The organism is Brevibacillus brevis, from assembly GCF_022026395.1.
Classification (GTDB): Bacteria; Bacillota; Bacilli; order Brevibacillales; family Brevibacillaceae; genus Brevibacillus.
In genome coordinates this window covers 4,389,966-4,410,013 of the sequence record NZ_CP041767.1, presented here as the reverse complement: position 1 = coordinate 4,410,013, position 20,048 = coordinate 4,389,966, and the positions used below count along the sequence as shown (strand labels likewise).

Annotated in this window: 18 protein-coding genes; 14 read left to right on the top strand and 4 right to left on the bottom strand. The window is 48.3% G+C overall.

Going from position 1 to position 20,048, the window contains the following annotated elements; translation table 11 throughout:
* Nucleotides 1–37 precede the first annotated feature (37 nt).
* A complete protein-coding gene (locus FO446_RS20940; RefSeq protein WP_237898967.1) occupies nucleotides 38–3,355 on the top strand; it encodes a collagenase in 3,318 nt (1,105 codons plus the stop codon).
* A gap of 146 nt (nucleotides 3,356–3,501) precedes the next feature.
* On the opposite strand, the gene FO446_RS20935 is transcribed toward FO446_RS20940, so the two are convergent.
* Nucleotides 3,502–4,926 carry a L,D-transpeptidase family protein gene (locus FO446_RS20935; protein WP_221868102.1) on the bottom strand — a complete coding sequence of 475 codons (1,425 nt, stop codon included), beginning with the start codon at nucleotides 4,924–4,926 and terminating at the stop codon, nucleotides 3,502–3,504.
* A 96-nt stretch (nucleotides 4,927–5,022) separates the two neighbouring features.
* On the opposite strand from FO446_RS20935, the gene FO446_RS20930 reads away from it, so the two are divergent.
* The 8 genes from FO446_RS20930 (at nucleotide 5,023) to FO446_RS20895 (ending at nucleotide 13,407) form a co-directional block, all read left to right on the top strand.
* The gene (locus FO446_RS20930; protein WP_173610898.1) at nucleotides 5,023–5,733 is read left to right on the top strand and encodes an AAA family ATPase; all 711 of its coding nucleotides are present in this window, start codon (nucleotides 5,023–5,025) and stop codon (nucleotides 5,731–5,733) included.
* A 125-nt stretch (nucleotides 5,734–5,858) separates the two neighbouring features.
* Nucleotides 5,859–6,383, top strand: a complete 525-nt coding sequence (locus FO446_RS20925; protein WP_217367222.1) for an RNA polymerase sigma factor SigX — start codon at nucleotides 5,859–5,861, stop codon at nucleotides 6,381–6,383.
* Nucleotides 6,380–7,555, top strand: a complete 1,176-nt coding sequence (locus FO446_RS20920; RefSeq protein ID WP_237898964.1) for an anti-sigma factor family protein — start codon at nucleotides 6,380–6,382, stop codon at nucleotides 7,553–7,555. The genes FO446_RS20925 and FO446_RS20920 overlap by 4 nt, the downstream gene beginning before the upstream one ends.
* Before the next feature lie 90 nt (nucleotides 7,556–7,645).
* Nucleotides 7,646–8,608: an ABC transporter ATP-binding protein gene (locus FO446_RS20915; protein WP_237898963.1), complete on the top strand. Its 963-nt coding sequence runs from the start codon at nucleotides 7,646–7,648 to the stop codon at nucleotides 8,606–8,608.
* The gene (locus FO446_RS20910; protein ID WP_232773794.1) at nucleotides 8,580–9,446 is read left to right on the top strand and encodes an ABC transporter permease subunit; all 867 of its coding nucleotides are present in this window, start codon (nucleotides 8,580–8,582) and stop codon (nucleotides 9,444–9,446) included. The genes FO446_RS20915 and FO446_RS20910 overlap by 29 nt, the downstream gene beginning before the upstream one ends.
* A 244-nt stretch (nucleotides 9,447–9,690) precedes the next feature.
* On the top strand, nucleotides 9,691–11,001 hold the full coding sequence (locus FO446_RS20905; RefSeq protein WP_173610903.1) for a CitMHS family transporter: 1,311 nt from the start codon (nucleotides 9,691–9,693) through the stop codon (nucleotides 10,999–11,001).
* 74 nt (nucleotides 11,002–11,075) lie between these two features.
* Complete coding sequence (locus tag FO446_RS20900) at nucleotides 11,076–12,731, top strand: ATP-binding protein (RefSeq protein WP_237898962.1); 1,656 nt, start codon at nucleotides 11,076–11,078, stop codon at nucleotides 12,729–12,731.
* Nucleotides 12,709–13,407: a DUF977 family protein gene (locus tag FO446_RS20895; protein ID WP_173610905.1), complete on the top strand. Its 699-nt coding sequence runs from the start codon at nucleotides 12,709–12,711 to the stop codon at nucleotides 13,405–13,407. Before FO446_RS20900 ends, FO446_RS20895 begins: the two co-directional genes overlap by 23 nt.
* 357 nt (nucleotides 13,408–13,764) lie before the next feature.
* Here the strand turns inward: FO446_RS20895 and trmB are convergent, their stop codons facing one another.
* Complete coding sequence (gene trmB, locus FO446_RS20890) at nucleotides 13,765–14,409, bottom strand: tRNA (guanosine(46)-N7)-methyltransferase TrmB (protein ID WP_173610906.1); 645 nt, start codon at nucleotides 14,407–14,409, stop codon at nucleotides 13,765–13,767.
* Between the two features lie 449 nt (nucleotides 14,410–14,858).
* Between trmB and FO446_RS20885 the strand changes: the two genes are divergently transcribed.
* Nucleotides 14,859–15,359: a C40 family peptidase gene (locus FO446_RS20885; protein WP_232773796.1), complete on the top strand. Its 501-nt coding sequence runs from the start codon at nucleotides 14,859–14,861 to the stop codon at nucleotides 15,357–15,359.
* 146 nt (nucleotides 15,360–15,505) lie between these two features.
* On the opposite strand, the gene ilvD is transcribed toward FO446_RS20885, so the two are convergent.
* Nucleotides 15,506–17,182, bottom strand: a complete 1,677-nt coding sequence (gene ilvD, locus FO446_RS20880; protein WP_015892520.1) for a dihydroxy-acid dehydratase — start codon at nucleotides 17,180–17,182, stop codon at nucleotides 15,506–15,508.
* A 198-nt stretch (nucleotides 17,183–17,380) separates the two neighbouring features.
* Here ilvD and FO446_RS20875 point away from each other — a divergent pair, with 198 nt between their 5' ends.
* A complete protein-coding gene (locus FO446_RS20875; protein WP_232773797.1) occupies nucleotides 17,381–17,869 on the top strand; it encodes a PaaI family thioesterase in 489 nt (162 codons plus the stop codon).
* A 47-nt stretch (nucleotides 17,870–17,916) separates the two neighbouring features.
* On the opposite strand, the gene FO446_RS20870 is transcribed toward FO446_RS20875, so the two are convergent.
* Nucleotides 17,917–18,294 carry a hypothetical protein gene (locus tag FO446_RS20870; protein ID WP_173610909.1) on the bottom strand — a complete coding sequence of 126 codons (378 nt, stop codon included), beginning with the start codon at nucleotides 18,292–18,294 and terminating at the stop codon, nucleotides 17,917–17,919.
* 111 nt (nucleotides 18,295–18,405) lie between these two features.
* Here FO446_RS20870 and FO446_RS20865 point away from each other — a divergent pair, with 111 nt between their 5' ends.
* The 3 genes from FO446_RS20865 (at nucleotide 18,406) to FO446_RS20855 (ending at nucleotide 20,041) form a co-directional block, all read left to right on the top strand.
* Nucleotides 18,406–19,182 (top strand): inositol monophosphatase family protein, encoded by a 777-nt coding sequence (locus FO446_RS20865; RefSeq protein ID WP_173610910.1) that lies wholly within the window; start codon nucleotides 18,406–18,408, stop codon nucleotides 19,180–19,182.
* 143 nt (nucleotides 19,183–19,325) lie between these two features.
* Complete coding sequence (locus FO446_RS20860; protein ID WP_173610911.1) at nucleotides 19,326–19,772, top strand: hypothetical protein; 447 nt, start codon at nucleotides 19,326–19,328, stop codon at nucleotides 19,770–19,772.
* Nucleotides 19,773–19,783: 11 nt separating this feature from the next.
* On the top strand, nucleotides 19,784–20,041 hold the full coding sequence (locus tag FO446_RS20855; RefSeq protein WP_173610912.1) for a hypothetical protein: 258 nt from the start codon (nucleotides 19,784–19,786) through the stop codon (nucleotides 20,039–20,041).
* The last annotated feature ends 7 nt before the right edge of the window (nucleotides 20,042–20,048 follow it).

The following is a 20,048-nucleotide window of genomic DNA, read 5'->3' as shown; positions in this document are numbered from 1 at the left end:
GTACGTTATTTCATTCCAAAAGGAGGTTTGCTCATTCATGAGGAAAAAGCGTCACACGGTACACACAAGCCGCATGATGGCTGGTGTCCTTCTCTCGACATCATTTCTATTGGGGACGGTTGGTACCCCTGCCCAAGCTTTGGCGGTCAAGGATTACACGAGTGCGATTGGAAGGGATGCGCATCAAAACGTTCCGCCCTCTGGGAAATATGCGGGGAGAAAGCTGGACCCAGTCACCTCGTTTCAGCATCAAACCAGTGACAAAGCAGAAGAATATCCGCATCCAGTGGAGCCGACCTGGAGTGTGGAGGAGCAAGATTCTTCTAGCGAACAGCAGTGGAGCATAAAGGCAAATGCCGAAAAGTACGCGATGTCCGATTTGAACAAACTCAGTTATGACGAGTTAGTCAAAGTACTGGTGACGGTCAGCTGGGAGCAGATTCCTGAATTATTCGATTTTACCCCCGATTCGTATGCTTTTTACAACGATCGGCAGCGCGTTCAGGCCATCATTGACGCATTGCAAGTGAGAGGTACACAATACTCCAGCAGCGATTCCAAAGGAATTGACACCTTGGTTGAGGTTCTTCGCTCTGGATATTACCTCGGCTACTACCATCAGGAATTATCCTATCTCAATCAGAGAAGCGAGCATCAAAAAGTGTTCCCTGCTCTGCAAGCCATTGCAGACAATCCGAATTTCAAATTAGGGACAGATGCTCAAAATGAGGTGGTAGGTGCATTTGGTGGACTCATCGGAAACACTTTTGTAAACGCTTCCCTCGTGGAGAAAGCTGCCCCGATCATCCGTCAATACGAGGAACAAATGGATACTTTCATTACGCAGCGGAGTGCGGGTGATGCTGTATTCCGTATCATGAGCCAGTTTAGCTATATTCTAATGTGGAAAGTGGATGAACCAACGAAGAAGCAGGAGTTTTACGGCAAAATCGATTCGTATCTGAACGAGTTGGGAAAACTCGCCTTGCATGGCGATACGGATGAGGCAAAAGAATGGGTCCTCGACAATGGGTTTTATCATAGTGCGTATTTGGGAGAATACCATTCCAATCCGAATAAGGGGAATGAGGTCCTCACAGAAGCGTTAGAGCTTTATCCGTATGTGGGACTTCAGTATATGCAAGCAGCGAAGCTGATCCAAACGGTCTATGGAGGTAAAGACGCGCAGGGAAGAGACATCCAGTTCAACAAGATTCGTGAGGATGCTATGGAAAAGTATTTGCCAAAAGAATACACATTTGATGACGGAAGCATCGTCATGAAAACAGGCGGAGATGTCACGGAAGAAAAAGTAAAACGGTTGTATTGGGCGGCAAAAGAGGTCAAAGCGCAGTTTCATCGGATGGTAGGACGAGATGAACCGATGGAAGAAGGGAACCCCGACGATATTTTGACCATTGTCCTTTACAATAGTCCTTCAGAGTACAAGATGAACAACCCCCTGTATGGCTATGAAACGGACAACGGGGGCATGTATATCGAGGGAAAAGGAACTTTCTTCACCTACGAACGAACACCGCAGCAGAGCACGTACACACTGGAAGAATTGTTCCGCCATGAATTTACGCACTATTTGCAAGGGCGCTATGCCATACCTGGCTTGTGGAATGAGGGGCCGATTTACAGAGACGAGAGACTGTCGTGGTTTGAAGAAGGAGGAGCGGAACTCTTTGCAGGCTCCACGCGAACAACGGGTGTTCTGCCTCGAAAATCCATGGTCAACAATCTCATTCGCTTTGGGCAAAATAATTGGTATACGGCGTCTCAAACTTTGCACGCACGCTATGGCTCGTGGGACTTTTATACGTATTCATACGCCCTGCAGTATCACATGATGAAAGAGGACTGGAACAAGCTGGACGATATCATGGATTACATAGAGGCCAATAACGTGGATGGTTATGACCAGTTAATCCGTACGCTCAGCAATGATTCAGAGCTAAATCGGGATTACCATCGAACAATGGAATCATTGGTAGACAGCTATCCCGATCTGACTGTACCGCTGGTATCCGATGATTATCTGGTCGCGCCAGACCCCAAAGCAAATGCAGAAATCTTTGGGGAAATTGAAGAGGTTACTGGATTGCAAAATGTGTCTACAAACAAGTACGATTCAGCGTTCTTCCAAACCTTTACGTTAACAGGCACGTACACGGGTACGCAGGCACAAGGGGAGAAGCGAGACTGGGAAACGATGAGTCGCATGACAGACGAGTTTCTAACTACACTTACTTCCCAGCCATGGAACGGCTACAAAACCGTAACGGCCTACTTTACCAACTATAGAGTAAATGCATCCAATCAGTTTGAATATGATGTCACGTTCCATGGGGTTCTTCCAGAACAGGGAGATGGTGAGAACCAGCCGCCTGTTATTGTCATGAACGGACCATCAAAAGCGGCCGTAAACGAGGAGGTTGCATTCAGCAGTAACGGAAGCTCCGATCCGGATGGAAGCATCGTATCCTATTTGTGGGAATTTGGAGACGGCACAAGCAGCAGTGATGCCAATCCTACGCATGTCTACGAAAATCAGGGAGAATATACCGTGAAACTGCGAGTAACGGATGACAAAGGAGCGGTTACTGCGAAATCGATGACGATCACAATCGAGGAGCAGGGTGGAGAAATCGGGGAAAAGGAACAAGAGCCAAACAACAGCTTTTCAGAGGCAAATCCGTTGAAAAGCAATGTGGAGTTGAGTGGTCAAACAAGCAAACAAGATGACAAGGACATTTTTGCCTTGAAGGTATTGGGTAATGGAACGGTGAAAATCAACGTAACGAGCGAGCATGATACTGGTTTGAACTGGGTCGTTCACCACGAGGATGATCTGAATCATTATTTCGCTTACCCCAAAACTTCAGGAAAAACGCTTTCCGGTGAGTTTGAAGCAACTCCGGGTACCTACTACTTATCCGTGTACAACTTTAACGGTGAAACCATTCCATACAAAGTAACCGCGGAATTGCCGGAAGAAGAATCAGAACCAATCGAAACGGAGCCGAACAATTCATTCGACGACGCAAATGCACTACATTTGGGCGAAGAGATAAGTGGTCAAACCGATCGTACAGATGACAAGGATACGTACATCATTCAGGTTGAAGAGGAAGGGGTCGTTCAAGTTACGGTAAGTAGCGAGAAGGACGAAGGCTTGAACTGGGTGGTGTTCCATGAAGATGATCTCGAAACGTATTTCGCCTACCCCAAAAATGCAGGTAAGAAACTGACGGGAGAATTTGAGGCAAAACCAGGGAAATATTACTTGTTAGTCTACAACACAAATAAAACGACGATTCCGTATAAAGCTATCGTGAACGCAGACTAATCCTCCCGTTTATAGGAAGAAAAGCCCTTTCTACACCTTTTTTTCAAAGGGATAGAAGGGCTTTTTTCGTTTGGTAAGCGCCTGGTAAAAATCTGCGCGTAACGAGATGGCGTTCCACACGTCTTTTCTTTACGAAGCCTAAGGAATCAATGGAGCCAATTGTAAATGACTTGTGGCGTCTCTTCCTCAGGGCCAGCCGGGAGAACGAATGGTACAGGATTGTTCCAAGGCTGGGCAGGGGACGGTGCATTGGAGATCATGAATTCTGTCCCCAAGGAAACAAAGCTGTACAACTCCTCGACAGCGGCATTGTACAAGCGAACACATCCGAGCGAAACGGATGAGCCAATGCTCTCGGGATGGTTTGTCCCGTGGAGGGCGTACCCGTTCTCCTGAAAGACCATGCCCCTCGTTCCATAAATATTGTCATGTCCGCGCGGCTGATTGATTTTTTGTTGAATGGTATAGTAGCCTTCGGGTGTAGAACCGTTTTTGCCTATGGCAACGGGATAGCTGCGTACCAGATGGGAACCGCTGATGAGCTTCATCGTATGTGTCGAGGTAGACAAGTGAAGCTGTAACGGTTCGAAAGGCGCCACTGGCTCTGGATAGCCGGGAAGCGGCAGCACATTGCGCAAGCTGTCCCATGCGGACTCTGGCAAGAAGGCTTTGGGATGATACGGATAGCTTTTTAACAAAAGTCTCTTCGGCGGTACTGGAACTTGCGGCAAATAATTGCCTGGATATGCGCCAGCCAGATCAGAGAGCTGGGCAGGCAATGTACCGGTTTGCTGATAGTAGCGATACAAGGCGTTTCGCAAAATTAGTACATGCTGGAGGGTTAGCTGCTCATCTGTGAGTTCTGCCTTTACTGTGGCAAGTGTCGGTTCTCGTTCCAACTGCACAGGTTTATCCCACCATTTTTCACTGAGAACAGTTCGACTCGTCGGATTGTAACGCAAGATGCCTCGGACTTCACGTGGCTGATAAAACAGCAAGGGACGGAACAACGGCGAACCAGGTACTTCCGGGACAACCATCACCGAAAAAGGCTGCGTCAGAGCAGGGCGCCGAGACTCTACATACCGCCGGACCTGTTCAGATAGCTCACGGGCACTGAGTGTAGGAGGGACTGCAATGACCTCTACATGTGGCTGCGTTTGCCCAGATGTCGGTACGGGCTGTTTAGCAGCCTGCGGCGTTGTCTTGGAAGACGCATCTCGCAACGGTCCGGGAGAAAAAGCGAATTGAAAATAGAGAAACAAGAGTGAAGCCAAGAGTAAACGCGTTCGATTGCCCAAGGAATTGCGTTGTCGCTCCCGCAGCAGTCGTTGATAAGCGTCACGCGTCTCGTTGTAATACGAGCCTTGCTTGGATACGAGGCCACGCCTGTACGCTTCGAGAGCCTGTTCCCGGTTTCCTTGTGCTTCTCGTTCTTGGCCAAGGTGAAACCAGCCGATGGCTTCGTTTGGATACTGCGTCGTATACCACCGGTAAAAAGCGAGGTCGCTCTGATCCGGATATTTCATATGAAATGTACTTTTTTCCTGAAGAAAGGAAACCTTGTCCACGGATACTTCTCCCCCAAATAAATGAGCGTTCAAAAAGGCGCCCTTATAAGGATGTATCGGATGGAGTCGGGAAAATAATGAGAGTGGAGGTCAAAAATGGTTTATTTACGAACGATCAAGCTGCTGCGAGAGAAATTTCCCAACATGAAAGAATATCCGTTTCACTTGCCGTCCTTGCGCAAGCTGGAAGAGATTGAGCTTGCTAGCAGCGTCACTTTTTTTGTAGGAGAGAATGGCTCGGGTAAATCGACCTTATTGGAATCAATTGCCTATCAATGCGGTTTTAACACAGCTGGAGGATCGCGTCACAACTATTATGAGGTGCATCGCTCGGAGGCGATTCTGGGTGACTACATACGTCTTTCCTGGCTGCCTAAAATAACGAATGGTTTTTTCCTGCGAGCGGAGAGCTTCTATCAGTTTGCCAGCCATATCGATGAGATGGGCCCGAAAAGCTTTCAACATTACGGCGGACGCTCGCTGCATGAGCAGTCGCACGGAGAATCTTTTTTCTCGTTGTTTGCCAATCGCTTCAACGGCAGGGGAATCTACCTGCTGGATGAGCCTGAGGCTGCTCTCTCACCGAAGCGTCAAATCGCTTTTTTGTACTTGATGCGCGATTTGGTGGAAGAAGGAGCACAATTTATCATTGCGTCGCACTCGCCGATTCTATTGGGCTATCCCGGAGCAACTATCCTCAATTTTGATGAATCGCCGGTACAAGAGGTGAATTATCGCGATACGGAGCACTATCAATTGACGCGCCGTTTCCTGGAGAAGCCCGATCTATTTTTAGATGAAAAATAATTTTCATTCTTCCTGTCACAAAAAACGGCTTGGCGGTTTCTATTAGATGAACGAAGCAGTAGGGGCATTCGTCAATAGCGCACGCGGGAAGGAGGAATCCAGTGGAGGTGCAAGCAAACCTGGTGATGAACCATGCTCGAGTAGAGGATCATACAGATTCCTTTCAAGAATTGTTTACGACGTATTATCCGTTTGTAGTCCGACAGATCATGCGAATTGTGAAAGATCAACAAACTGCAGAAGATATTGCGCAGGATGTATTTCTCTCCTTTTACCATACCGATCGCACAGGGATCGAACATATTCCGGCATGGCTGTCCAAGTCCGCGCTCTACGCAGCGTACAATTATCTTCGTTCAGAAAAACGCAGGTACGCAAGACAAGAGCGAAGTGCATCCGAGCAAGAACACGTCAGCCCTTCGTCAGAAGAGATGTGGCTTGCAAAAGAGTCCCAGAGTATCGTCCGCGATGTGCTAGAGGAGCTAGACGAGCGGGAACGAACCTTGCTGGTCATGAAATATTCCGGATTTCCTTATGCGGAGTTGGCGAAAGCGACTGGCACGCAGATCAGCTCGGTGGGAACACTCCTCGCGAGAGCGAAAAGTAAATTTCGTACCATATATGGCCGGATGAGGGGGGAAGAGGAATGAAATGTGCCGATACAGGCTTTATCCAGGCGTTCTTGGATGGGGAATGCAGCTCAAAAGAAAGTAAGCAATTCCTGCTTCATCTGGAGTACTGTGAAACCTGCCGCACACGTTTTGACGAACTGTCCGCGTTGGATAGCTGGACTGGTGAGAAGATGGAGCATGCTTTTTCCGAGAGAAACAATGTGAAGGTCAATACGGAAGCAGCGTGGCAGCGATTTTCGCAATCTATCGAAAAAACGACTGACACATATGTACGAGAGCGACAAATGACAACCAATCGAGCAACAATCAGAAGGAGCTGGAATCAGATGAATAAGCAAACAAAAAGATGGGTGACAGGTGCTTCGGCAGCAGCAGTATTGGCTGTGTCCCTGTCTTTCCCCCAAGTACAAGCAGCAGCGAACGATTTTCTGTCCATTTTCCGTATGGATAAAGTAGAGTTCGTCAAAGTGACGAAAGAAGATATGCAAGAGCTGGAACAATGGATCGCTAACGGCAATTGGGGCGAGACGGAACTGCCTGGGATCGGAAAAATCTGGATGGATAAAAACGATCAAGAGAAACTTGAGCAAAGAAGCTACTATTATAACAACAAGGAATCCGCTGAAAAGGCTGGGGTGAAGCTGCCACAGCTGCCGCAGGACGTCACGGTGGATAGTGTAGAGATCCAATCTCCTTTTACCATGCACATGGAGATCGATGCCGATCGTGCAAACAAGCTACTGGCGCAATTGCAGGTAGAGGCGCGCTTTGATGAAAAGCTGAGTGGCAAACGCTTCTCCTTGAAGATTCCACAGATGCAGCAGGTCAGGATGCTTGTCGGAAAAGAAAATATTGGCTACTCTGTCGTAGATGCTCCTGAGCTAAGCGCACCAGAGGGAGTCGATCTGGCACAGCTTCGCGAGACAATCTTGGCCCTGCCGTTCATTCCGGATCAAGTGAAAAAGCAGATGATTAGCATCGAAGACTGGCAGCATACCCTCCCTGTGCCATACATGGCAGACGGCGAGAGCAAGATGAAGGAAGTGAAAGTGAACGGTCAAAACGGAATGCTGATCACAGGTAAATACAATTCGCATCTGATGTGGCAGCAGGATGGACAAATTCACATGCTGGAAGGCAGCGAAAAGAACGCTGACGGGCTGTTGGATTTTGCAAAAGAACTGAAATAAGTATACAAATAGTGGAGTGTTGGCAGAGTTTTCCTGAAGAAGGAGGACTCTGCTTTGTCCCGTTTTGCGATGGAGAAAGTGAGGTAAACGATGTCAGATTATGTGATAGAGACCTGGGAATTGACTAAGCAATATAACGGTAAAGCCGGCTGCAAAAATATTACGCTACAAGTACCGCGCGGCTCCGTATTTGGTTTCCTCGGTCAAAATGGAGCGGGTAAAAGTACCTTTGTCAGGACGATGCTCGGGCTATTGCACCCAACGAATGGCAAAGCGGTCATGCTTGGGCAGCCGATTGGCAGTGTCGAATCGCGAAAAAAGGTAGGGTATTTGCCAGAGCTGTTTCGCTATCCTGATTGGTTGACGGGCCAGCAGCTCCTAGAGCATCATGCTGAGTTGTGTGGATTAACATATCGTGAGAGCAAATCCGTGATAAAAAATGTCGTTGAGCTGGTCGGAATGGCTGGACGGGAGAGTGAACGCATCCGGGGCTATTCCAAAGGCATGCAGCAGCGTATCGGGATTGCCTGCGCCCTCTTATCCGATCCAGAGCTGATCTTCCTCGATGAGCCGACCTCCGCACTGGACCCAATCGGGCGGAAAGAAGTGCGTGAGCTGATCGCGCGGCTGCGTGACCAAGGAAAGACGATTTTTCTCAACAGTCATCTACTGAGTGAAATGGAGAGCGTGTGCAACTACGTCGGGATCATTCACCGCAGTGAGTTGGTCGTACATGGCGACTGGCGCAAGCTGAGCAGCGTCCAACCACAAATTGAATTGACAGTGGACAAGGGTAGCGCAGGCTTTCAGAACGAGCTTCCTTCCTTTGTCACAGAGAGTCGTCTCGTAAGACAAGAGAAAGACCGTGATACATGGTTAATGACGATGGATCAGGACAATCGGGTACCCGCTCTGTTGCAACAATTGGTTGCATCCGGGGCTGGAGTACATGAAGTCGTGCGCAAGCAACAATCACTGGAAGACGTATTCCTGTATTGGGTGCAGAGAAAGGAGGGAGAACGACATGTGGCCGATCATCAAAATCACGTATAGAGAAATGATCTCCAAGCGTATTTTCACGATTACGCTGATCATGTCGCTGGCCTTCCTGCTGCTGTTTGGGCTTGCCACAGGCTATGCGGTCAAGGAAATGAAGGAATCGTTCGGGGGCGCAGGTCCAGAAGCTTTGCTGCAAAAAAACTTCTTTTCCACGCAGCTCTTGGGGATGGGCTTGTACTTTGGTTCCGTCATTACGGCACTCTTGGCGATTTTGAGCAGTGTCGGGAGTATTGCATCTGAAATCGAGAGCCACCAAATCGACACGTGGCTGGCTCGCGCCCTTCCTCGCTACAAATATTTATTGGGGAAATTTTTCGGGTTGGCAAGTATGTTGGGGCTATACGCACTCCTGATGTTCCTCGGACTTTTGGCGATCAACCAATGGGTGGGCGGCGGTGCGTTGGCTGTTCAGGTAGGAGGAGACCAAATCCTGAAAGCAGCCGCTTTCTTCGTAAGTATGCCGATCATTCTTGTTTGTGTAGCCATGCTCTTGAGTAGTATGACTACAACAGTAACGGGCGGTATTATCCTAATCATTCTGTACGGGATCAGCTTTATTGGTGGCTTTATCGAGCAGCTTGGTGTTGCATTTAGCAACAGCTCACTCACGAACATCGGGATTATTTCCAGTCTGGTTTTTCCAACCGATTCGTTATTCAGGCAAACGACGCTCTCGCTATTTGATACAGCTGACGATCCGTTGTCCTTCGCTTCGCAAGGTATTTTCGGTACGACTTCACCTCCGAGTACTGCCATGCTCATCTACACCATTCTCTATGGCGTCGTAGCGTTAGGGCTGTCCATTCGGGTGTTTCAAAAGCGAGATGTATAAGAAAGACGAGAGAACGGCTAATTCGGCCGTTCTTTTTCTTTTCTCCCTTGCATGGCCGATCACCATATGCGCATTTCGTGATTTTTATGATGTTAATAGAGGAAATGCGGTTAAAACAGTTTATGCGCATATTCTATTCGGATTTTTACGAACATTGTTATAATGACAGCACAATATGAAAGCGCATTCGTCATGGTTGCTACAACATCATTGTAAGCGCATTCTTGCAAGGGGGAACTAGCGTATGTTGGCATTACTTGGATTTCTCATGGTAGCCGTTTTCATGTACCTGATTATGTCGAGACGGCTTTCGGCATTGGTTGCTTTGATTGTCGTTCCTGTTGTTTTTGCGTTGATTAGCGGATTTGGTACAGAAATTGGCGACATGATGCTTGCAGGCATCAAGAAAATTGCGCCGACGGGAATTATGCTGTTGTTCGCCATCTTGTACTTTGGAGTCATGATGGATGCAGGTCTGTTTGATCCATTAATCAAGAAAATCGTGAAAATGGTGAAGGGTGACCCACTGAAGGTGATTGTAGGTACAGCGATCCTCGCTACCTTGGTGGCGCTGGATGGTGATGGAACTACTACTTATATGATTACGGTTACAGCGATGCTGCCTTTGTACCGCAAGCTGGGAATTAGACCGATGATTCTGGCAGTCATGCCGATGCTCGCACTCGGTGTCATGAACATGACGCCTTGGGGTGGACCGACAGCACGTGTCATGAGTGTACTTCATATGGATGTTTCCGAGATTTTCGTCCCTGTTATTCCTGTAATGATTGGCGGAATTGCGTGGGTGATGATCGTAGCCTGTATTCTGGGCAAACAAGAGCGTAAGCGTCTGGGGATTATGGAGATACCAGATGAAGATTTGCAATCGCTTGCAGGACAAGAAGAAGTGGCGGCGACAGATGAGACTGCTGCACTGAAACGTCCGCGCCTGATCTGGTTCAATCTGTTGTTGACCGCAGCCCTGATGGTCGGTCTGATTACGAGCTTCTTGCCACTGCCGACGATGTTCATGCTCGCTTTTGCCATTGCCCTGTTTGTGAACTATCCGAAAATGCAAGATCAGAAAGAGCGAATTGCAGCCCATGCTGCTAACGCACTGGCTACCGTGTCCATGGTTTTCGCTGCGGGAATCTTTACAGGCATCCTGACTGAAACGAAAATGATCGATGCGATGGCGAGTACACTCGTTTCCTGGATTCCAGATTCACTTGGTTCCCATATGCCTCTACTCGTAGCGCTGACAAGCATGCCATTCACGTATTTCATGTCGAATGATGCGTATTACTTCGGGATCGTTCCAATCTTGGCAAATGCAGCAGCCGCTTACGGAATCGATCCGGCGGAAATTGGTCGCGCTTCCATCTTGGGTCAGCCGCTGCATGTACTCAGCCCGTTGTTTGCAGCACAGTACCTGTTGATCGGAATGGTTGGAGTCGATTATGCGGAAACCCAAAAGTTCGTCCTGAAATGGGCGTTTGGAACATCGATGGTGATGATTGCGCTTGCTCTTCTTACCGGAGTCATCTCATTCTGATCAACGAAAAGAAGGAAGAAAAAAAGAGGCCTGCTCATGGCCTCTTTTTTCGTCATCGGGCGAAATGAGATACAATGAGAAGAAGAGGAGGGAACGATGTGCGTTTTCACAGCAAGCTGATGTTGATTATTTGCTCGCTCCTTTTTGGTGTGATTGTCATACTCGGTACGATGTTTGAACAGATGCTGGCGGGCGTATTAGAGCATGAGATCGGGACGCGAGCACTGCACACCGCCAAGACCGTCGCGCAGATGTCCGAGATCAAACAGGCGTTTGACACAGAAGATCCCGCCAAGATTATCAATCCAATCGTGGAAAAAATACGCGTGGACACGAATGCGGCTTTTATCACCGTAGGAAATTTGCAAAGCATCCGCTACTCACATCCCGATCCAGAGCAGATTGGCAAAAAGATGGTGGGAGGCGACAATGAGGCAGTATTTGAGGGACAATCCATCATCTCTGAGACAGTCGGTTCGCTTGGTCCTGGGCTGAGAGGAAAAACACCGATCTATGATGAGGAAGGAAAAGTGATGGGGGTCGTTTCTGTCGGCTTCTTGTTTGAGGATATAAATGAAACAATCGAATCGTATCGCAATCGAATCGTTGTCATCGGCATCATCATCATGCTTCTGGGTGTGGTGGCTACGCTCATTCTTTCACAAAATGTAAAGAAAGCGATATTTGGTTTGGAGCCAGAACAAATCGGGCGATTGTATCAGGAAAATCAAGCGGTGCTGGAATCGATTCGCGAAGGTATTGTGGCAGTCAATAAGGATGGGGCGATCACGCTGGCGAATCAGACCGCTCTCCACATGCTCGGGCAAGCGAAGGATAAAGACAGGATCATGGACAAACAGGACGAGCTGGTTCGTTCGCTTGGTCTTCATGAGGTGATTGAGACAGGGAAAGCCGAATTTGACCGCGAAACGAATGTGGACGAGCATGTATTAGTCGTGAACCGGGTCCCGATTATGGATAAGGAGCGCCATGTAATGGGTGCTGTAGCGAGTTTTCGCAATCGGTCCGAGCTGTTCGAGGTCACACAGGAGCTGTCACGAGTGAAGGAGTATGCGGAAGTCCTTCGTTCCCAGACGCACGAGTATTCCAACAAACTGCATCTCATATCAGGACTCATCCAGCTTGAATCGTATCAGGAAGCCATTGAAACGATCTCTTCCGAGTTGAATGTGCATGTCCACAATACGAAGTTTATTATGCAAGAAGTTCCCGACCCGCTGATAGGTGGCTTGTTGCTTGGGAAGCTGAATCAAGCCAACGAACGCAAAGTGGAATTGAAAATAGATCCAGAAAGCAACTTCCGTGACATTCCTGCCTCGATTGATCGCTCACAGCTGATTGTCATTCTCGGCAATTTGATAGATAATGCGATGGACGCTGTAAAAGCTCCAGGTGCATTTGCTCCAGAAATCACGATCTTTTTGCTTAATATGGAAGAGGTCTTGCTCATAGAGGTAGAGGACCGGGGGCCAGGCATCTCCGAAGAAAATGCCGAACGAATCTTTGAGCTGGGCTTCTCTACCAAACAACATCCGAATCATGGCTACGGTCTGCACTTGGTCAAACAAGCTGTTTTACATGTACACGGCAATATTACGCATACGGGTAATCCGGTAGGCGGAACGATTTTTACTGTGACGATACCAAAGGATGCACGCACGGCAGAACGGAAGGAGGCCGTACTAGATGATACGGGTACTCATCATTGAAGACGACCTGAGAATCGCAGAGGTAAACCGACGCTTCGTGGAAAAAGTAGAGGGGTACGAGGTGATTGGCATTGCCACGAATGGGCAAGAGGCCAAGGACCAAATGGAAATTTTACATCCCGACCTCGTTTTACTCGACATTTATTTTCCGGATATGGACGGCCTCGATTTTTTGTCGATCATAAAGGAGCAGTTCCCTACAACGGATGTCATCATGCTGACAGCCGCCAAAGAAGTAGATGCGGTTGTAGAGGCGATCCGCTATGGCGTATTCGATTTTATTACCAAGCCACTTATCTTTGCACGCTTGCAACAGACGTTGCGGAATTATCAGGAGTTCAGGCAAAAGGTGAGTGATTGGAAAAAAGACACCGATCAAATCAGCCAAGCCCAAATCGATGAGCTTATTTCCCGGACTGGGCAAAAGAAGACAACCGAGACAAGGGCAGTCAAAGGAATTGATCAAATCACGCTGGACAAAATTTCAGGCTTTCTCATGCAGACCCAGGAGGCCACGACAGATTTGGTCAGTAAAGAAACAGGCATTAGCCGTTCAACAGCAAGGCGATACCTCGAATATCTGGTAGCCAAAGGAGACGCCATCGCAGACCTTTCGTACGGAGTCGTCGGACGTCCTGAACGCGTGTACAAAAGCGTCGGACGGCAAAAAGAATAAAAAAACCCTTCACGTTCGCAAGTAAGGTACAAGCCTACTAGAGAGCGTGGAGGGTTTTTTGGTACTTATGATTTCTAATAAGCATTTAGAAGGTTCCGATGAACCAACGAAAGCTGGTGAGAAGAAAAAGCGCAGGGCTCGCAGACCTTGACAACGCCCACCCAGTCGGAACTTCCAAAAGGGGACCACGCTTGTCGAACACTTCTTCCTTGAGAAACTTCCGCCCGTAGGGTGGCTTTGGCTCGACGGTCCCCTTTTGGAAGTGGAGACGTCCAGTGAATCCCCCCTGCTGGTGTGTCAGAGTCGAAGAGAGCTGTGCTTTTTCTTCTCCTCCCCTATGTTGACTCAAACCAGAGCCTACTTAATCACACAGCTCGCTTCCACTCGATAAATGCGCTGCCCACGAGAAGAAAAGCGCTCCTCGTACTCCGTCATCACATTATCCGCCGCCAGCTTGGACTGGTGAAGGTCAAAAGTGATATTGCGCATCTGGAAGCGTTCCCCAGCGAATTGGTTGAGTGAAAACTCAAAAAGGTTCTCGTTGTCTGTCTTCATATGAATCTCACCGTCTGCCACAAGCACCTGACGATAGGTGTTCAAGAAGCTTTTGTAAGTAAGACGGCGTTTCGCATGACGAGTTTTTGGCCACGGATCACTAAAGTTCAAATAGATGCGAGAAATTTCGTGATCGGCAAACAAGTCGGTCAACTTGGAAGCGTCGTATTGGACAAAGGCCAGATTCGGAACAGCTTTGTACTCTGTACGCTGAACAGCGCGCAGAACGACCTCCGCTTTCAGTTCAACCGCAATGAAATTGATGTCAGGGTGACGCTCGGCCAATGTATTAATGAAACGTCCTTTTCCACAGCCGATCTCCACATGAATCGGATTGTTATTCCCGAAGCGTTCCTTCCAGTTTCCTTTATAGGAAAGGGGATTGTCTACGAACGTCGGATATTCTCTCAGGGCCGCTTCGGCACCTGGAATGTTACGCAGTCGCATATGTGCCTCCTTCAAAACGAACTCCTATCTACTTTACGATGACTCCCTGCTAGTTGCAAGTAGAGAGAGAAGAAAGGGAAGCGAGATTCCAGAGGCAGATTACGTGAAAAAGGAGGGAAAAGGGGTTTTTTGTAAATGGAACTAGGACGAAAGTCGCATGGAGTGTGGATTTGGACAAATGGCAGCTGGATAAAATTTGCCAATTTGTGAGGGACATTATGGCAGGAAAATAGACTGAAAATTTGAGGAATGCCCGTCAAATCAAGCGCGAAGGCGTCAAGCGGTAATCGTATCCAGTTGGAAAAATAGTTTTTGGTAAGTTTTTGGTAATCTCATAGAGTGTGAGCTTTGGTAAAGTAGAGAACAAGTGAGAGGTCAGCCAAACTTTGCATAAAATGGTCCCTAGTTGAGCAGGGATCTTTTTCAAAAGAAAAGGGAGGATGAACAGCATGAAATTACATAAAACCCTCATAGGAATCGTAATGGGAGCAGCATTGGGAATCACATCGATTGTCGCTCCACTGCCAGGCAAGCAAAATGTAGCCGAGGCAGCGTGGACGCAATCCAAGGCGGACAAGGTCATTGCCACGGGAAGAAAGTATATGGGTACTCCTTATAAATTCGGTGCGAGCAGCAATACCACAGCCGTTTTTGATTGCTCTTCCTTTACAAAGCGCGTATTTAAAGTCGCAGTCGGCAAGAGCTTGCCACGCACTTCTCGCGATCAAGCCAAGGTAGGAACAAGTGTGTCCAAGTCGAATCTGAAAAAAGGAGACCTGGTGTTCTTCAAGGCGAGTAAAACGACGACGTCCAAACGGATCACACACGTGGCGATCTATGCAGGTAACAACAAACTCCTTCATACATATGGAAAACCAGGAGTGACGTATTCGACCTTTAAGGGCACGTCCTGGGAGAAGCGCTTTGTTTCGGCACGGCGAGTCTTGTAATCTACTCGTCTGGCTCTCTACTAACTAATACGTCTGGCAGCGCAATTTGTTGCGAGAATCGAGGAATGCAAATCTTGTAAAAAAAGCCCTTGTCTTGTGGAGTCTCCCACAAAGACAAGGGCTTTGGTCTGTATGCTAGCAGTGTGCTAGATTTTCAAAATACCACCCATGCTCGCATTCGTTACCAGCTTGGAGTAACGAGCCAAATAGCCTGTTTTTACCTTCGGCTCGAATTCTTTCCAGCCTTCTTTGCGGCGAGCCAGCTCGGCTTCATCCACGAGCAGTTGCATCGTGCGCTCCTCGAGGTCAATCGAGATGATATCTCCGTCCTGTACGAAGGCAATTGGACCGCCTTCTGCGGCTTCAGGAGACACGTGACCAATACTGATCCCGCGAGAAGCTCCGGAGAAGCGTCCGTCTGTAACGAGCGCGACTTCTTTACCGAGACCCATACCCACGATTTGCGAGGTAGGAGCCAGCATTTCCGGCATACCTGGGCCGCCCTTAGGACCTTCATAGCGGATGACGACAACATGACCGGATTTGATTTTGCCAGCAGCGATTCCTGCCAGAGCCTCCTCTTGGGAGTCAAAGCAGATAGCTGGACCTTCGTGCTTTTTAATAGAAGGATCGACACCACCTGTTTTGATGATCGAGCCTTGCTCTGCCAGGTTGCCGAACAGAACAGCGAGACCGCCGGAAGCGCTGTACGGATTGTCTAGGCGACGAATGACTTGATCGTTTTTGATTTCGGCGTCAGCGATGTTTTCGCCAAGGGTTTTGCCCGTGACGGTGATACGGTCTGGATGGATCGCGCCTGCTTTTTTCGCGATTTCTTTCAGAACCGCTGATACGCCGCCTGCCTCGTGGCAATCCTCGATATGATAGTCGGAGGAAGGAGCCAGCTTGCAAATATGTGGAATGCGCTTCGCTACTTCGTTGATGCGCTCGATTGGGTATTCGATGCCTGCTTCTTGTGCGATAGCCAGAGTATGGAGAACCGTATTGGTTGAACCACCCATCGCCATGTCGAGTGCGAATGCATCGTCGATTGCCTCAAGTGTCACGATGTCGCGTGGCTTAATGTCGCGTTCAATCAGATTTTTCAGTTTTTCAGCAGATGCTTGTACCAGCTCGCGACGTTCAGGCGAGACAGCGAGTACGGTACCGTTGCCAGGGAGAGCCAAACCAATGGCTTCGAGCAAACAGTTCATCGAGTTTGCTGTAAACATACCGGAACAGGAACCGCAAGTCGGGCATCCATATTGCTCCAGTTCTTCGAGTTGCTGGTCGTTGATCAAGCCTGCTTGGTGAGCTCCGACACCCTCGAATACGGAGGAAAGCGAGATGGAGCGGCCATCACTCGTTTTTCCGGCTTTCATAGGACCACCGGTTACAAAGACGGTTGGAATGTTGACACGAAGCGCACCCATGATCATCCCAGGAGTGATCTTGTCACAATTTGGAATACAGATCATGCCATCAAACCAGTGAGCAGCGACAACGGTTTCCAAGCTGTCTGCAATAATCTCACGGCTAGGGAGGGAATAGCGCATCCCGATATGTCCCATAGCGATTCCGTCGTCAACACCAATCGTATTGAATTCAAATGGTACCATGCCAGCAGCACGAACGGCTTCCTTGACCAGTTTTCCAAACTCCTGCAAGTGCACGTGACCCGGAATAATGTCGATGTACGAGTTGCAAATGGCGATAAACGGTTTATCGAAATCCTCATCCTTTACACCTGCTGCACGAAGCAAGCTGCGGTGTGGTGCGCGGTCGAATCCTTTTTTGATCATATCACTTCGTTGTCTGGCCAATTTGAAAAACTCCCTTCCAATACGGATCATGCCTGTCTTATGTTTTGAACTATCTTATCAATTTTTAATTACAGAAACAACCGTAAAAGTCTGAACATTTGCTCAGTCTCGAATGACATAAGTTTAGGAATCATAGCGAAATCAGCTTGTTTGGGATAAAATAGAAGAATCGATTCTATTTCGGTTGGAGTGAACGAAATGTTAGATGAGCTAAAAAACATCTGGTCGGACGGGAGTGAAGAGGAGCGCCGCATTCTCGAGCTGGCTGTTGCTGCCATTCATCAAAAGCGGGAACGGAATAGTGCGTTTATCTCCGGGTTTCTTGGATTAAAGGGGGAGTTCATAGACGTAGAAAGACAGTCATATCGCTTCGAATTGCCTCTGACCCCTTTTATGCACAATTCAGGGGGAGTTGTTCATGGAGGAATTCTTGCGACCTTGATCGATTCAGCGATGGGCTCCTTGATCAATCGATCCTTGCCACCGAATCAGTATGCAGTGACGACAGAGCTCAAGCTCAATTATTTGCTTCCGGGAACAGGAGAGCGGCTGCGCGCTGAAGCGAGCTTTTTGCATCGCGGACACACGCTGGTCGTCATGGAGGGCAGTGTTTACGATGATCGGGATAGGCGGATCGCCCACGGTACAGGAACGTTCATTGTGCTCTCCAGAAATGGTCGGAAATAAAAAAGCCTCGCTCCACATCAAAAAGGTGAGAACGAGGGGTGACGGTGTTATTTGATGACAACGAGACCGCTGTATTCCGAGATATAGGTGAGCATTTTGGTGGAAAGCGGCACGATAAACTCCATGTTTTCTTTTTCGACGATACCAGAACGTGAAACAATCCGCGCCCACTTGGCGGTCAGCTTGTAGTAATCGGAACCAAACGAGGCGTGTACCGTCTGACTCTGATGCCGAAATGTGACAGGGCTTGTGTCCAGCTTCATCGGGATCATACTGATGATATCCTGTAAAAACAAATGGTAGGTCATATGTGGCTTGAAAAAAACGAGCTCCTTTGTGGTGACGGAGAAGCCGTAGCTATTGTTCATTTGGGTGAATTTGAGTTCACCTTCCATATTTTTCAGCCGAATGAAGTCGGTGTTCATATTTATCCCCCTCCTTCGGGTATCTCTCTATGATAGTAATCTTTCCTATGCAAGTGCAAGTGGAAGGTTGTTCAAAAAAGTGTTCCAAACGTAATAAAGGAGCGAAATATCATGATCGAAATTGCAAAAGAAGCAGCAAGTGTCGCGGGTGCCTTTTTGAAGGAACGTTTTCTTGAACAGCTCGTGCCCGATGAGGAATTGCATAACGACGTGAAGCTGCCAGAGGATAAAGGCAGTGAACAGCGCATCATTGAGGTCCTGCATCGCCACTTCCCGACACATACCATTTTTTCGGAAGAGGTCGGAATGGTTTCCCGCGAGGAAGAGTATCTGTGGATTATCGATCCGTTAGATGGAACGAATAACTACTTTATAGGCTATCCGTATTTCTCAATCTCGATTGCGTTGCAGCACAAGGGCGAGCTGGTGCTGGGCGTCGTCTACAATCCGGTAGCAGGTCAAATGTTTTGGGCGGAAAAAGGAAAAGGAGCCTATTTGAACGGAAAACGATTGAACGTCAATAACCGACAAGACCTCACACGTGCAGTCGGAACGTACATCCGTGGACGCAACACAGTAACGAAGGAGGAAGAGATGGCTTTTACGGAACCGTTTGTATTCCAGACAAAGCGTCTCATGCGAAATATTGCGCCTGCACTGGACTGGTGCCTGCTGGCAAACGGATGGCTCGATTATATCGTGATGCAACGCTCCAATATTATGGATGTAGCCGCCGGAATTGTGATCGCCCAGGAGGCGGGTGCAACGATTACGGACTGGTCTGGAAAACCGTATCAGCATGAGCCGTTCCAACAAGATCACACCCCTTCCTTAATGGCGAGCAACGGACATTTGCATGAAACCATTCGCGGTATGATTCGACAGTAACGGGTACAAAAGAAGCAGGACTTATGTAGCGGTTTATGGCTCTGCTGGATTTCTTTTCATTTATTGGCAACCAAATGTTTCGGCGCACGTATAAAATTGTGCGAAAGATTTGCTATTCTGTGATAGGTAAAGAGGTGAGAAAAATGGCACGAATGGAATATCGGCTGCTGGATGAGGCGAGGGGATACCCAGTTCAGTTTTACTACGACCACGTGAACAAAGATGAGGTCTCCTTGCGTTTTGCTTGCGATTATTTGGTGAAGGGGCATGTCGTTTATGAAAAAACGTCCTGTGCAATCGAAAACGGTACGTATGTCATTTACGTCAAGCGCTCAACAGAAGAACAAGCTGTCGATTACGCGGAGGCTGTGTCTGCACGCTGGGGCAGCATCCAGATCGAAATGCGTGAATTTCAAGAAAATGCAAGCGTTTATCCGCTCGTCCACACGTTTTATTTCAAGGACGATGACGATGCTCTCTTGCATTTGCAAAGCGACTACTTGTACGTGAATGGACGCGAATGGGAGAAGACATCGGCCGAGGTGGATGAAGATCGGCAGGTTTATGTTTACTACGCGAAGCCAGTGTAGGAGGAAGAAAAATGGCACAAACGAAATCAAAGAAAGTAGTCGGTCTGTTCGTCGTAGCTGCACTTGCGATCAGCGGTTGTTCTTCCGGGGACGACTATGATGATTGCTACGATAATGACAATGACGGCTATTGTGACGATAGCAGCAGCAGTGGGGGTTCGAGCTCTACCTACAGGTCTTACAAGAGCAAATCCGGAGTATCGAGTGGGATAAGCACGAGCAGCTCCAAGGGCGGTATCGGCAGCTCGGGCTATTCCAGCTCCGGGTGAGGTGAGG